11 protein-coding genes and 1 tRNA gene are annotated in these 14,227 nt (G+C 71.3%); all 12 read right to left on the bottom strand.

The window, feature by feature from the left end; all coding sequences use genetic code 11:
• Nucleotides 1-290 precede the first annotated feature (290 nt).
• The 12 genes from ACN27B_RS21770 to ACN27B_RS21715 all read right to left on the bottom strand — a co-directional run bounded on the left by ACN27B_RS21770 (nt 291) and on the right by ACN27B_RS21715 (nt 14,219).
• Entirely contained in the window at nt 291-875 is a 585-nt protein-coding gene (locus tag ACN27B_RS21770) for a hypothetical protein (protein ID WP_422741376.1), read from the bottom strand.
• Between the two features lie 115 nt (nt 876-990).
• Nucleotides 991-1,449 carry a hypothetical protein gene (locus tag ACN27B_RS21765; RefSeq protein ID WP_099161474.1) on the bottom strand — a complete coding sequence of 153 codons (459 nt, stop codon included), beginning with the start codon at nt 1,447-1,449 and terminating at the stop codon, nt 991-993.
• Between the two features lie 448 nt (nt 1,450-1,897).
• On the bottom strand, nt 1,898-4,729 hold the full coding sequence (locus ACN27B_RS21760; protein WP_422741375.1) for a hypothetical protein: 2,832 nt from the start codon (nt 4,727-4,729) through the stop codon (nt 1,898-1,900).
• Complete coding sequence (locus tag ACN27B_RS21755) at nt 4,726-5,919, bottom strand: hypothetical protein (RefSeq protein ID WP_422741374.1); 1,194 nt, start codon at nt 5,917-5,919, stop codon at nt 4,726-4,728. The genes ACN27B_RS21760 and ACN27B_RS21755 overlap by 4 nt, the downstream gene beginning before the upstream one ends.
• Nucleotides 5,920-6,758: 839 nt before the next feature.
• Nucleotides 6,759-6,832: transfer RNA gene (locus ACN27B_RS21750), tRNA-Pro, on the bottom strand.
• Between the two features lie 154 nt (nt 6,833-6,986).
• Complete coding sequence (gene der, locus ACN27B_RS21745; protein ID WP_422741373.1) at nt 6,987-8,396, bottom strand: ribosome biogenesis GTPase Der; 1,410 nt, start codon at nt 8,394-8,396, stop codon at nt 6,987-6,989.
• 46 nt (nt 8,397-8,442) lie between these two features.
• A complete protein-coding gene (gene cmk / locus ACN27B_RS21740) occupies nt 8,443-9,123 on the bottom strand; it encodes a (d)CMP kinase (RefSeq protein ID WP_357962580.1) in 681 nt (226 codons plus the stop codon).
• Between the two features lie 174 nt (nt 9,124-9,297).
• The gene (locus ACN27B_RS21735; RefSeq protein WP_091577834.1) at nt 9,298-10,068 is read right to left on the bottom strand and encodes a pseudouridine synthase; all 771 of its coding nucleotides are present in this window, start codon (nt 10,066-10,068) and stop codon (nt 9,298-9,300) included.
• Nucleotides 10,055-11,074, bottom strand: a complete 1,020-nt coding sequence (gene scpB / locus ACN27B_RS21730) for an SMC-Scp complex subunit ScpB (RefSeq protein WP_099161477.1) — start codon at nt 11,072-11,074, stop codon at nt 10,055-10,057. Before scpB ends, ACN27B_RS21735 begins: the two co-directional genes overlap by 14 nt.
• Nucleotides 11,075-11,078: 4 nt before the next feature.
• Complete coding sequence (locus ACN27B_RS21725; RefSeq protein WP_099161478.1) at nt 11,079-12,113, bottom strand: segregation and condensation protein A; 1,035 nt, start codon at nt 12,111-12,113, stop codon at nt 11,079-11,081.
• 41 nt (nt 12,114-12,154) lie between these two features.
• Nucleotides 12,155-13,078, bottom strand: a complete 924-nt coding sequence (locus ACN27B_RS21720; RefSeq protein WP_013285595.1) for a ParA family protein — start codon at nt 13,076-13,078, stop codon at nt 12,155-12,157.
• Nucleotides 13,079-13,244: 166 nt separating this feature from the next.
• Nucleotides 13,245-14,219, bottom strand: a complete 975-nt coding sequence (locus ACN27B_RS21715) for a site-specific tyrosine recombinase XerD (RefSeq protein ID WP_422741372.1) — start codon at nt 14,217-14,219, stop codon at nt 13,245-13,247.
• Between the last annotated feature and the right edge of the window lie 8 nt (nt 14,220-14,227).

Raw genomic sequence — 14,227 nt, 5'->3', positions numbered from 1 at the left:
CCCCGCCGCAGCCATCTCCGCCAACCCGTCAACTCCACACGGGCGAATATAAGCGCCAACGATCAATACCCGAGGCCGGTGAAGCCGTCGTCGCACTCAGGGTGTTCTCGTTCGATGGCGCGTGCATGAAGGCCGAGCCCATGGTGCCCGACCTGGCGGGTGAAGTCCGCATGTTCGGCCCCCGGCGCGGGCCGTAACGGCGCCCATGCTGCGGCATGGCCGGCGAGCCGAAGCGCCACGCGAACCGTCACCCTTGCTGATGTATGGGGTGGTCGGCGGTGACGGCGGTCTCACCTCCAGGAGGGGTTCCGGCTCGGCAGCCAAGGACCGAACAGCGACTCGTACTCCTCACCGGTCTCATCGGTGAGGACAAAGCCAGGGGCGGTCCCAGCAACCGCATCACGTAAGCGAGTCAGCAGCACCGGGATAGTTCCCAATTCCAACGACAGCGCCATCGCGAGCCGGCGCCGTTGGGTTTCGGCGTCCGAGCGTTTCCTCAGCTCGTCGCGTTGTAGGTGCTGCGCAGCGGATCGCATGGTCGCCAGATCCCCGCCGCCGGAGAACTTCAGGCAGTCCCGCCAGGACGGCAGCCCGATCATGACCGGCAGCGCGTCGGTCAAGCTCCAGCCGATCAGGCCTGCCTGTCCCTCCGAGTTGGCATACAAGACCGGACGGACCGGGCGGCGTTCACCGCACAGGAAGAACCTCCCGCCCGTGAAGTCACCCGCTACGCCTTCCAGAGGCTGCCTCGACGACATCCGGACAGCCTGACCGTGATCACCACGCGTGAGGTCGAACTCGCAGACTTCTGACAGCAGCTCCGCAAGACTCGGATCACAGCGGACCGATTCCAGGAGCTCGTCATCGCTCTTCACGCGGCGCACGGTAACAGTCCGCCCGGTCCGCAAGCGCCGTCGATCTGCGTTCCCGACATCCCGCTCACCGACGCGACCAAGGACAACCTCGACCGCTCATCTCGAGGAGGTGCGCTCAGACCTGTTCCAGTTCGATCGTGAGGCGCCGGGGGGCCCGTACGCCGGCCAGCGCCCACGCCCAGCCGGGAAGGCCGAGAGCCGCGGCGAAGAAGTCCTCGAGAGGCATGCCGAAGGACCACAGGACACTGGACCCGAGCGCTTCGGTCTCGGCGCTGGGAATCCATTGGAAAGTACATCGCAGTTGCCAGATCACATCCCGGTCGGCGGAGTCGATGAACTGCCGGGTGAGGTCGGCACAGAACTGATGCACCCCGTCGAGGTCGAACGTCCCGCTCTGGGCGAGGACCCCGTCACCGTCCTCCTCGGGCGACACCGAGTCATCGACCGGAACGGAGGCGAATCGCTGAAAGACCTCGACCGTCGTACGCACGGCGTCAGCCGGGATCTCGCCAGGGCGTACCCCGGCGAGGTCGAGCATCGACGTCAGCAGCGACTTCGTTTCGCTGATCAACACGATCCCATCATGGGCTCGAAGGGCAATGCTGATGAGGCCAGGCCCGACAGGGCGCGATCAGGCAGAGCGCCAGCCGGTCAACAGAGGCCGTTGACGGCGTTCAGGACGCGGCGTAGCTCGACTGGTTCGGGACAGCAGGCGAGGACGCCGCAGCCGTAGGCCGGATCGAATAGCCGGTGGTAAGGGTCCCGCAAGAAGCGAGCCCTTGCGTCGAGGGCCTCACGTGCTGCCCCGGGCCATAGCCGTGTTCGCTCCAGTTGGGCGATTGCGGCGCGGCCGCGTGTACTGAGGCCGGGGAGTCCGGGAACGGGCTGGTCGAGGTCACGCCACGCGGTCGCCGGCCACCCGAACCTGCCGGCCCACGTGCGTCGCGTCTTACTCGCGGATTCGAGCGAGTGGGTGGAGCAAGCCAGATGAGCTGCGGAATCAGGTGCAACAAGCTCTTCGATCATGAAGGCGGGGCGTGGGCGCCGGGCTCGCCTGGCGGGGCGTCGAGGGCCAGCCTCAGCGCCGCCTCGACCGGATAGACCGGGCAGTACAGCGGAGTGTCTGTGGCCGGCGGGGCCGCGTCCTTCGCCTCGAACGCCTTGCGGGCCCGGCCGAGGTCCGCGAGCAGGTCGGCCACTGACGGTTCCTTCTTCGGCTCCGAGGGCGCCGCCTCGACGGGTGCCTCCGTCTCCGGCGCCGTGATCGAGACGCCGAGCGCCGCCGCGGCGGCGTTGAGCCCGTCCTTCGGCATCGCGGCGGCCAGCGCCGAGAGGCGGCCGACGGCCTGGTCGGCGTACGCGGCGTCGACCGGCACCGCCGGCAGCTCGAACCGGGTTCCGGTCTGAGCGCCGAACGGGGCGTCGCGGAACACCCGGTCGCGGTTCTCGGCGTCGACGAGCACGTGGCGGCCGTCGTGGACGTCGGCGTACAGGTTGGCGGCGAGCACGTTCCCGTCGAGCAGCAGGTTCTGGTCGGGCACGGTCGCGCGGACGGCGATGCTGTCGGCGAAGGCAAGCACGTTAGCCTCGACCCGCATGACACCCCGGCCGGAGATGTCCAGCAGGCAGCCGGTCGTGGACCGCCCGGTCGAGGCCCGGCCGGTGGGGTCGGCGGCGAACAGGACCGTGTTGCCGCGGATGGTCCAGGGGCCCGCGCCGGGTGCCTGGATACGGACGGCGGTGCCGCTCGTGTTGACGACCACGTTGTTCTCGAACGTCCCGTACGCCGCACTGAGCTGCACGGCGCAGTACGCCGCGTTGGCGAAGACGCAGTTGCGCACGGTGATGCCACCGCTGCCGCCGCGCAGGTCGAGCAGCGCCGCCGACTGGGAATGGCCCGCGTCGAGGGCGCCGCTGTCGGCGTACGCGTTGTAGGTCGCCCCGTCGAACATGAACCCGTCAAGGATGAGGCCCTCCCCCGAGTCCTCGCCGGTGAGCACCGGATCGCCGAAGATGCCCTTCGCCTTGGTCTCCGGAGTGAGCACGAAGCGCACGGGGTGTCGCCAGGGGTCGCGCGCGGCGAACTCGGCGTCCCACCCGCCCAGCAGCGTCAGGTTGCGAACGGGGATGCGCCACGTGCCCGACCGCAGGCGGCCCGTGTACTCACCTGCCGCGACGAGGATGCGGTCGCCCTCGGCAGCCTTTTCGAGGGCCTGGAACGGGTCGCGGAACGGCGCCTCGCGGCTGCCGTCCCCGCCGGAGGATCCGGCCCGCACGAACCAGTCGCGGCCGGCCGGCCTGGGCGGCTCGGGGGCCGTGACGTCGAGCACGGGCGCGAGGGAGTCGAGGACGATGGTGGCGCCCTGACGCCCGCCGGGCGGCGTGAGGCGATACGTGCCGCGGAGCAGGTACGTGGACTCGACGTCGAGGCCGCGCGAATACCGTACGGCCTCCTCAGTCTGGTGATGGACGAGGCCGTAGCGCGGGGCGAGCGCCCACCACGGGCTGTTGTCGGTGCCGGGCTCGTAGACGGCGACGCCGATGTGCGTCTCCGCAAGCTCGGGGAGGATCTGCGTGTTCTGGTCGAAGCCGACCCCGGCCCGCACCTGCACCGGGGCCCCGGCGAGCGCCGGGTCGGCCTCGTAGAGCCGCGCCCAGTCGACGGCCTGGTACGCCGGACCGGCCGGGAGCTCGGTGAACGGCTCCGGCGCCGCCAGGTCGGCGGGGTGCGCGCCCGGCGCCGCGCCGACCGCGAGGGCGAGCACCTCGGCCGGGGCGAGCCGGCGCATGACGGGCCGCTGAACATCACGGTCTGATGTGGACGACAGCTCGCCGAGGCCGGCCGATTTCCGCAGCGCGTTGAGGGCGGCGATCGGCGGGCGCTCGTACGTGACGGCGACGTCCACCGTGTACGTGTCGAGCCACGCCGCCGGGAGCCCGGTCAGCTGTGGGTCGCCGACGGTGTTGCCGGCCGCCGAGCGCAGGCCGACGTCTTCGAGCTCCGCGGCGAACTCCTCGGTGAGCTCGGCCTCCGCGCCCGACACCCGGCTGCGCACGATGTCGCGCGGTGTGGCGAAGAACAGGTTGCGGTCGATGGCGATCTGCCCGACGTCGCGCAGGCAGGCGACAGCCGCGTTGCCGCAGCCGACGAACACGTTGTCGGCAATCGCGGCAGCGCCGTTGACCCGTACGCCGACGGCCCGGTCGGCGCCGGAGCCGCGCGGCGGGTCGGAGTCGTCGTGGGCGAAGGCGAAGGTGTTGCGGCTGACCGCGGCCGGGGCCTCGGGGGCGCCGTCGCGGACGGTGAGCAGGCTGAGGCCGACGCAGTTGACGACGATGTTGTTGTCGAAGACCACGGAGTCGCCGCCGAGCTCGACGGCGCCGGAGCTGCCGTTGGCGAAGCAGCAGTCGCGGACGGTGATGCGCTCGCCGCGCAGGCTCACCAGCGGGCCGTCCCCGTAGGAGGCACGCTGCAGGCCGCCCTGCTCGTCGTAGTCGTCACGCCCGGCCCCGTCGAAGAACAGCCCGTCCAGGACGAGGCCGTCGTGGCCGCCGATGCCCTGGAGCATGTTCGGCTCGTTCGGGACGCGCAGGCCGGTCTTTGCCGCGAAGACCGTCGGTGTCTGCCAGGGGGTACGGCGGGCGAAGTCGGGGCTGTATCCGCCGAGCAGGGTCAGCTCGGGGGTGTCGACGACCCACGAGGAGCGCTCGCCACGCCCGGTATAGGTGCCCGCCGCGATGTGGATGCGGTCGCCGGGCGCAGCCTGCCGCAGCGCGAGCCACGGGTCGTGGAACGGCCGGGCCCGGGTGCCGTCGCCGACCGGGCCGCCTGCCGCGACGAAGAGGTCGGTCATGACTTCTTCACCTCGTCGTCGGCTTCCTCCATCTTGTCCGCGAGCAGCTTGAAGCCCACCTTGACCGCGTCTCGAACCTGTGCGAACGCGGCGAGGCCCGTCTGCTTGTAGGGTCCCTCGGCCAGGTCCTTGACGTATTCCTCCTCGGTCGCCAGCAGCGACTCCAGGGATTCCGAGGCCTTCTTCAGCTCCTCGTTGAACTTCGCCAGCGTGCCCGGATCATCGGTCAGCTGGGCGAAGGCGTTGGTGCTCTCCTCCACGAGCGTGGGGAAGAGCTCGTCGTAGAGCTTGCTGGACTGCTCCTTGGCCGCCTCGGCCCGCGTGTCGAGCCCTCGGTCGAGGACGTTCTCCTTCATCCAGTCCCAGTCGGTGGCCCGGTAGTCGCCGGACGCGCCGATGCCGCGCCAGTTCCCCGCCGCCTCGGCGCCGCGGGCGAAGAGCTTGTCGATCCAGTCCTCGTCGAGCTGTTCGCGGGCCGCGGTCAGCAGCTTGATGTTGTCGACCACCGTCTGCTTCGCGGCACGCTTCTGCTTGGCGGCCATGAGGTTCTCCGCGGTGAGCTTCTCGAAGTTCTTGATCGCCTCGTTGGCGGCTTCCTTGGACGACGGGTCCTTCATGAAGAGGACGATCAGGCGGGCGCCCGAGGTCGGGAGGTATTTGACGAGCAGGCTCTTGACCGTGTCCTGGATGGAGCCGAAGTTCTTGAGGAGCAGCTGCTCGACGATCGCGTCGTTGCTGCGCGCGTTCTTGAGGTCCTCCTCGCACTTCTTGATGAGCGCGAGGTCGGCCTCCAGGACCTTGCTCATCAGCGTGGCGACCTCGGGGACGTCGAGCCGGGCGACCTGCGCCCAGATCTTGCGCTCCCCGGCGAGGAAGTCACGCGGGCCGACCGCGGTCCACCGTTCGTCGACCGACATCGCGTTGGCCTGGCTGTCCTCCAGCACCGACCGGATGTCCGATTCGAGGCGCTCCATCAGCGCCTCGGCCTGCTCGCAGTTGGTCTCCCAGCGGTCGGTCAGGCCGTCATAGCCCGGTTGCTCCAGCTTGGAGAGCATCTCCTCGAACAGCTTCTCCCGATCGGTGTCGAAGCGTTCCAGCAGATCCAAGACCTTGTCGAGGATGTCCTCCTCGAACCCCGTGGCGCGCATCCGCTGCTCAACGAGCTCGCGGGCGTCATCGACATCTTCCACACATTTCAGCGTAGGAGCCCTCGGTCACCCGGGGCAGTCGTGAACCCGATCCCTGCCAGATCAAGGATCCGACCTATGCCGCCGCTCGGTGAAGACTGACTCCGGAAGTCGTCGACTCTTCGGGAGTGCACCATGTCATCCCTGTTCAGCGGACCGATACTTGGTGTTCGTATGCGTCACGCAGTCGCAAGTGCTGCCCGGTCTTCGCGGTGAACCGGACGTCCTTCTGGCTCGCGTCGTTGGCGAACGCGCCAGTGGCACGGCAGGCCGGGTGGGATTACCCGCGGCATGGGCCGCCCCTGACCCGCTGACCGGCCGGACCGGCCCGCCGGGGACACCCTCTCCGAGCGGGCCGGTCCTTCTTGTTGTCCGGAACGCGCCTGCAACTGTCGAAATCCCGGCCCGCTCAAGGCATGCTGCCTCTGGGAGGTCCACAGTGCGAGGGCACGGGCGGACGGGAGACTGCCGTGGAAGAGCTTCAGGTGCGCCTCGTGCGGACAGGACATCAAACCCGCCGTCGTCTGCCCGCACTGCGGCGCCCATCAGCCGCAGTGGGCCGAGCACCTGGCCGACATGGATCGGTCCATCGCCGAGATGCAGGCCCGTGACCTACTACATCGCCAAGCCCGTCCAAGCCCCGGACGTGTCCGGCATCCTCGAGCGACTCGGCACCAGCCGGAAGGGGCCGCAGTCACCAGCAGCATGCAGCGATGCACACCGATGACGAACTTGGTTGCCGTACCCCGTAAATGGGGGGTTTTCGGGTGGCGGTTCAAAACTTCATAGAAGAAGATCAAAGCCCTGACCAGCATTCTCGCTGGTCAGGGCTTTTTTTCTTGTCGGGACGGCCGGATTCGAACCGACGACCCCTTGACCCCCAGTCAAGTGCGCTACCAAGCTGCGCCACGTCCCGATGCCCCCGCGCGGTCTCCCCCGCGGCAGCCGGTACAGCTTAGCGCAGGATCTTCGCACCGTGCGCGCAGGCCCCTCCCGCGCCACACCCCCTAGAGCGTCCTAGGAGGGTGGCCTGCCGGGCAAGGGCCGGCAGGCCACCCGCGGTGGGAGGATCAGCCGTGCGCCTTGCCTCGGCCGCCCGGGCCGAGCTTCTTGCGGGGGCGTACGGAGATGTCGATCGGGCTGCCCTCGAAGCCGAACTCCTCGCGCAGCTTGCGCTCCACGAACCGCTGGTAGCCGGCGTCCAGCGGACCGGTGGTGAACAGCACGAACCGCGGCGGCGCCACCCCGGCCTGGGTGGCGAACAGGATGCGCGGCGCGCGCCCGCCGCGTACCGGGTGCGGGGTGGCCTGGACCAGCGCGGTGAGCCACTGGTTGAGCTGCGCGGTCGGGATGCGGGTCTCCCAGCTGGCGAGGGCCTTGCGCAGCGCGGGGGCGAGCTTGTCGACGGCGCGGCCGGTGCGCGCGGACAGGTTCAGCCGGATCGCCCAAGGGATGCGGCGCAGCTCCCGGTCGATCTCCTTGTCCAGGTAGTAGCGGCGGTCCCCGTCGACCAGGTCCCACTTGTTGAACGCGATGACCAGCGCCCGGCCGGACTCCACGACCATGGTGAGGATCCGCTGGTCCTGCTCGCTGATCACCTCGCTGGAGTCCAGCAGCACCACGGCCACCTCGGCCGCCTCGATCGCCGAGGCGGTCCGCAGGCTGGCGTAGTATTCCGTGCCGCTGGCCTTGCCGACCCGCTTGCGCAGGCCGGCGGTGTCGACCAGCTGCCAGGTCTCGCCGCCGATCTCGACCAGGCTGTCCACCGGGTCGACGGTGGTGCCGGCGACCGAGTCGACCACCGCGCGCTCCTCGCCGGAGAAGCGGTTGAGCAGGCTGGACTTGCCGACGTTGGGTCGGCCCACCAGGGCGACCCGGCGTGGGCCGCGCGGGCGGTTCTCCACGATCTTCGGCGCCTCGGGCAGCGCGTCCAGGATCGCGTCGAGCAGGTCGCCGGAGCCCCGGCCGTGCAGCGCCGAGACCGGGAACGGCTCACCGAGACCGAGCGACCACAGCGACGTGGCCTCCATCTCGATGGTGGTGTTGTCGGCCTTGTTGGCCACCAGGATGACCGGCTTGGCGCTGCGGCGCAGCATCTTCACCGCGGCCTCGTCCACGTCGGTCGAGCCGACCATGGCGTCCACCACGAACAGCACCACGTCGGCGGTGACCACGGCGATCTCGGCCTGCGCCGCGATGGCGGCGGCCCGGTCCTTGGCGTCGGGCTCCCAGCCGCCGGTGTCCACCACGGTGAACGCCCGGCCGTTCCACTGCGCGTCGTAGGGCACCCGGTCCCGGGTCACGCCGGGGATGTCCTCCACGACCGCCTGCCGGCGGCCGATGATGCGGTTGACCAGTGTGGACTTGCCCACGTTGGGGCGGCCGACCACGGCCACCACCGGCTGCGGGCCGGTCGGCTCACCGGAGTCGACCTCCGGCTCGCGCAGCTCCACCCAGCCGCCGAAATCGTCCGCGCTCACGCCGGGCCACCCTTCGTTCGCGTCTGCGACACCCACGAGAACCCGCTCACGCGACGCCCCGCTCGGTGAGGAGCTGGCGCAGGCGGGCGACGACCTCGTCGATGCCCAGCTCGGTGGTGTCCAGCACCACCGCGTCGGGCGCCTGCTGGAGCGGGTTGACCTTGCGGGTCGAGTCCAGCCGGTCCCGGCGGGCCAGGTCGGCGGCGGTCGCCGCGACGTCGGCGGCGTCCTCGGCGCTGCGCCGCTGGGCGCGGGCCGTCTCGGAGGCGGTCAGGTAGACCTTCAGGTCGGCGTCGGGCGCCACCACAGAGCCGATGTCGCGGCCCTCCACGACGATCCGGCCCGCCTCGGCGATCATGCGCCGCTGCCGCTCCACGAGCAGCTCGCGGACCGCGCCCACGGCGGCCACCGCGGAGACCGCGCCGGTCACCTCCGGGCCGCGGATGTCGGTGGACACGTCGGTGCCGTCGACGGTCACCGCGTACCCCTGGGGGTCGGTGCCGAGGCGCAGGTCGGCCTCGCCGGCGACCTTGGCCACCGACTCGGCGTCGGTCAGCTCCACCCCGGAGCGCAGGACCGCCCAGGTCAGCGCGCGGTACATGGCGCCGGTGTCGAGATAGCGGGCGCCCAGGCTCACCGCCAGTCGCCGCGACACGGTGGACTTCCCCGAACCGGACGGCCCGTCCACAGCGACCACACATCGCCCGGCCGGTACGTTTTCCTCCACCGTTGTCCTCCTCAGCCCGTACCTCGCGGGTCGCCGGTGTCTCCGGCGCCGTTGAGCGGATGTCTTTCGTCGTCAATCATGCCCGCGCCGCGCGGGCGTCCCGCCGGGCGGCGCGTGCGCCGGCCCGCGGACCGCGTCGAAGCCTACCGGGAGCCGTACCCCGGCCGTCTCCGGTCAGTCACCCACGGCCTTGAACAGGGCGGCGACCTCCGCGTTGGTCAGCCGCCGCAGCCGCCCGGTGCGCAGGTCGCCGAGCTTGATCGGACCGATCGAGGTACGGATCAGCCGGGACACCGGGTGTCCCGCCTCGGCCATCAGGCGCCGGACGATGTGCTTGCGCCCCTCGTGCAGGGTCAGCTCCACCTGGGCGGTTTTGCCCAGCGTGTCGACCACCCTGAACCCGTGGACCTTCACCGGCCCGTCCTCCAGCTCGATGCCGGCGGTCAGCCGCTTGCCCAGGTTGCGCGGGATCGGCCCGGCCACCTCGGCGAGGTAGGTCTTGAGCACCTCGTACGACGGGTGCATGAGCTTGTGGGCGAGGGTGCCGTCGTTGGTGAGCAGGAGCAGGCCCTCGCTGTCGGCGTCCAGTCGGCCGACGTGGTAGACCCGCTGTTCCAGCCGCGCGCCGATGAAGTCGGCGAGCTCGGTGCGGCCCTTCTCGTCGGCCATGGTGGTGACCACTCCGCGCGGCTTGTTCATCGCCACGTAGACCAGGCGGACGTCGGCCTGGAGCCGCTCCCCGTCGACGACGATCACGTCGCGGGTCGGGTCGGCCTTGTCGCCGAGCTGCGCCACCCGCCCGTTGACGGTGACCCGACGCCGGAAGATCAGGTCTTCGCAGGCGCGCCGGGAACCCACCCCCGCGGCGGCGAGCACCTTCTGCAGGCGCTCGGCGCTCTCGTAGACGGGGGCGTCGGGCTTCGGGGCACGGTCATCGCGTCGCATCGGCAAGCTCTTCTACGTCGTCGGGAAGGAACGGGGCCAGGGGCGGCAGGTCGTCCACCGAGTTGAGCCCCAGCTTCTCCAGGAACATGGTGGTGGTCCGGTAGAGGAACGCACCGCTGTCCGCTTCGGTGCCGCACTCCTCGACCAGGCCGCGACCCACCAGGGTACGGAGCACCCCGTCGCAGTTCACACCCCGGATGGCGGAGATGCGGGAACGGGTCACCGGCTGCCGGTAGGCGACCACGGCGAGGGTTTCCAGCGCGGCCTGGGTCAGCCGGACCGACTGCCCGTCCAGTACGAACCGTTCCACGTAGGTGGCGTATTCCGGCCGGGTGTAGAGACGCCAGCCACCCGCGGCCCGGCGCAGCTCGAACCCGTGCCCGGCGGCGGTGTAGCCGGCGGCGATCTCGTCGAGCATCGCACCGACCCGCTCCGGGGCCTGTTCGAGGACCTCGGCCAGGGTCAGCTCGCTGACCGGCTGGTCGACCACCAGCAGGATGGCCTCCAGGGCGCCGCGCAGCTCCGCGTCGTCGAGCACCGGCGCGGGCGCCGGTTCCGGCGCCGCCCGCCGCCGCCCCCGCTTCGGGGGTACGCCGTCCGTTGCCGCTTCCCCACTCCCCTGGTCCGCCGCGTCCCGCTCGGACGTGCCGACGTCCGCCCCGCTTCCGCCAGAGATCTTGGTACGGTCCCGCCCCTCCGGGGGCGCCCCCGTACCAAGATCCGGCCCGGTTGTGGCGATCTTGGAAGGATTCGGCCCCTCTGGGGGCCCTTCGCTTCCAAGATCTCTGGACGGCTCTGCGGTGGGGTCGAGATCGTGGGCGGTCTCGGTTCGTGGCGAGCCAGAAGTGTCCGAGATCTCGGGTTCCGCCTGCCCGGCGGCCGAGCTGGCGTCGTCCGGCTCGGGCTCGGGGTCAGGCTCGGCCTGGGGCGGAGACGGACGCTGCCAGGGAGGGATCCAGGCAGCAGCCTGATCGGCCAGCGAGTCGTGGCGTTCCTCGTCGCTCATCCCTCTACTCCTGCGTCGGTACGGGTTCGTCCGCAGCGTCGGTCGGCACGACGGCGTCGGATGCGGCCACGACCGGATCGCCCGGCGCGGCGGCGCCGGCGGATCCGGCGGCATCGCCGTCGGCCGGCGCGGCGGGGGTGGATGTGGTCGTGGATTCGGGGGTGCCGGCGTACTCGTCGACGGTCAGCTCGGCCTCGCCCTCGGCCGGGCCGGTCCAGCGCACCGTCAGCTCCTCCAGCGCCTGCTCCTGCACGAACGCGACCAGCCCCTGCCGGTACAGCTCCAGCAGCGCCAGGAACCGCGCCACCACCTCCAGCGTCATCTCGCAGTCGGCGCAGAGCAGCGAGAAGGTGGCGACGCCGGCCCGGCGCAACCGGTCGGCGATGATGCCGGCGTGCTCCCGGACGCTGACCCGGACCATGTGCACGTGCGCGATGGACACCTCGGGCACCGGCTTCGGGCTCATCGCCTTCAGCGCGAGCTTGAGCAGGCGCTGCGGGCCGATGCCGAGCACCAGGTCGGGCAGCGCCTCGGCGTACCGGGGCTCCAGGGTGACCGCCCGCGGGTAGCGCCGGCCGCCGACCGCCTCCAGCTCGGCGATGTGCGCGGCGGCCTCCTTGTACGCCTTGTACTGCAACAGCCGGGCGAAGAGCAGGTCCCGCGCCTCCAGCAGCGCCAGGTCCTCCTCGTCCTCCACCTCGGCCGAGGGCAGCAGCCGGGCCGCCTTGAGGTCGAGCAGGGTGGCGGCGACCAGCAGGAACTCGCTGGTCTCGTCCAGGTCCCACTGGTCGCCCATGGCCCGCAGGTAGGCGATGAACTCGTCGGTGACCTTGTGCAGGGCGACCTCGGTGACGTCCAGCTTGTGCTTGCTGATCAGCTGGAGCAGCAGGTCGAACGGGCCGGTGAAGTTGTCCAGCCGGACCGTGAAGCCACTGGTCTCCGGGTTGGCGGACACCCCGCCGTCGACCTCGGCGGCCAGCTCCGCGGCGGCGGCGGGGTCGCCGGTGCCGTGCGGCGGGTCGAGGGGCGGTGCGGTCACCGGGAAACCGTAGTCGACGCGGTGGGCGGGCGGCCTGCGGCCTACCGGTCCGCCTGGGCGGCGATCACCTCTCGGGCGAGCTGGCGGTAGTTACGCGCGCCGGAGGAGGCCGGGTCGAGGGTGGTGATGGGCGCGCCGGCCACCGTCGACTCGGGGAACTTCACCGTCTTGGTGATCACGGTCTGGTAGACCTTGTCGCCGAACGCCTCGACCACACGCTGGAGCACCTGCCGGCAGTGGGTGGTGCGACTGTCGTACATGGTGGCGAGGATGCCCTCGAGCTCCAGGTCGAAGTTGAGCCGCTCGCGCACCTTGTCGATGGTGTCCAGCAGCAGCGCGACACCGCGCAGGCTGAAGAACTCGCACTCCAGCGGGATGAGCACGCCGTGCGCGACGGTCAGCGCGTTGATCGCCAGCAGCCCCAGCGAGGGCTGGCAGTCGATCAGGATGAAGTCGTACTCCTTGCGGATGGTCCGCAGCACCCGGGCCAGGGCCATCTCCCGGGCGACCTCGTTGACCAGCTGGATCTCGGCGGCGGAGAGGTCGATGTTGGCCGGCAGCAGGTGCAGCCCGGCCACGTCGGTCTTGATCAGGACGTCCTCGGCGGTGACGTCGTCCTGCATGAGCAGGTTGTAGACCGAGAGGTCGAGGTTGTGCGGGTTGACGCCCAGGCCGACGGAGAGGGCGCCCTGCGGGTCGAAGTCGACGAGCAGCACCTTGCGGCCGTATTCCGCGAGCGCGGCGCCCAGGTTGATGGTGGTCGTGGTCTTGCCGACGCCACCCTTCTGGTTGGCCATCGCGATGATCCGCGCCGGGCCGTGCCGGTCGGTCGGCATCGGCTCGGGGATCGGCTTGCGCATGGTGTAGGCGGCCGGGTCGGCGGGGCCGAGGTCGGCGCCGAGCGTCGCCTGCTGCTCACGGAGCTCCGACGTCCAGGTCTCGGCACGGTCACCGTTTCCTGCCATGTCCTCGTTGCCCCCTCCCGACGACCACCCGGCGTCGGAGCCGTCCGACGTCCCTCGCGGCGCCGCTGCGCACCCCCCGGTCCGTCGTACCTGGAGGCCCGCGCCGATGCCGACTGTACGCCACCGGCCAGCAGCACGTTCGGTAGCGGGTCGGCGTGTCGGCCGCTCATGCGAGGGCGCGCGGGTGCGCGGTGGCGTACACCTCGCGCAGGCGTTCCACGGTGACCAACGTGTACACCTGGGTGGTGGTCACCGAGGCGTGGCCGAGCAGCTCCTGCACCACCCGCACGTCCGCGCCGCCGTCGAGCAGGTGGGTGGCGTACGAGTGGCGCAGGGTGTGCGGGGAGACCGCGTCCGGGCCGTCGACCGGCAAACCGGCCCGGCCGGCGGCGGCGCGCAGCACGCCCCAGGCGCCCTGCCGGGTGAGCGGGCCGCCACGGGCGTTGACGAACAGCGCCGGGGTGCCCCGGCCGGCGGCGAGCAGCGCCGGGCGGCCGCGGACCAGCCAGGCGCGGGTCGCGTCGGCGGCGTACCCGCCGATCGGCACCAGCCGGGCCTTGCCGCCCTTGCCGCGCAGCAGCACCGTGCCGGCGTCGAGGTCGAGGTCGTCCACGGCGGCGCCGACCGTCTCGGAGATGCGCGCGCCGGTGCCGTACAGGAATTCCAGCAGCGCCCGGTCGCGCAGCGCGCGGGGCGCGGCGTCGCCGGTGGCCCCGGCCGGACCGGCGGCCTCCAGCAGCCGCAGGACGGCGTCGACGGGCAGCGCCCGGGGCAGCCGCCGCGGCGGCGTCGGCGGGCGGACGTCGCGGCCGGGGTCGGCGCCGGCCAGACCCTCGCGCAGCGCGAAGCGGTGCAGGCCGCGCACCGCGCTGGCGGCGCGGGCGGTGGACGAGACGGCCAGCGGCGGGTGCGTGTCGTCGCCGGCGCGCAGCCGGGCCAGGTGCACCTCGACCTGGGTGGCGCCGACGGCGGCCAGGTCGGTCACCCCGACGTCGGCCAGGGTGGCGAGGTAGCGGTCCAGGTCCCGACGGTACGAGGCGAGCGTGTTCGCGGACAGTCCACGCTCGACGGTGAGGTGGTCCAGGTAGCCCCGGACCGCGCGGCGCAGGGCCGGCGCGGGTTCCGCGCCGGCCCGGTCCACCGTGGGGT

The organism is Micromonospora sp. WMMD754, assembly GCF_049315235.1.
Classification (GTDB): Bacteria; Actinomycetota; Actinomycetes; order Mycobacteriales; family Micromonosporaceae; genus Micromonospora; species Micromonospora sediminicola.
Note: the sequence above shows the minus strand (reverse complement) of the source record. Positions and strands in the feature narration are given on the sequence as shown.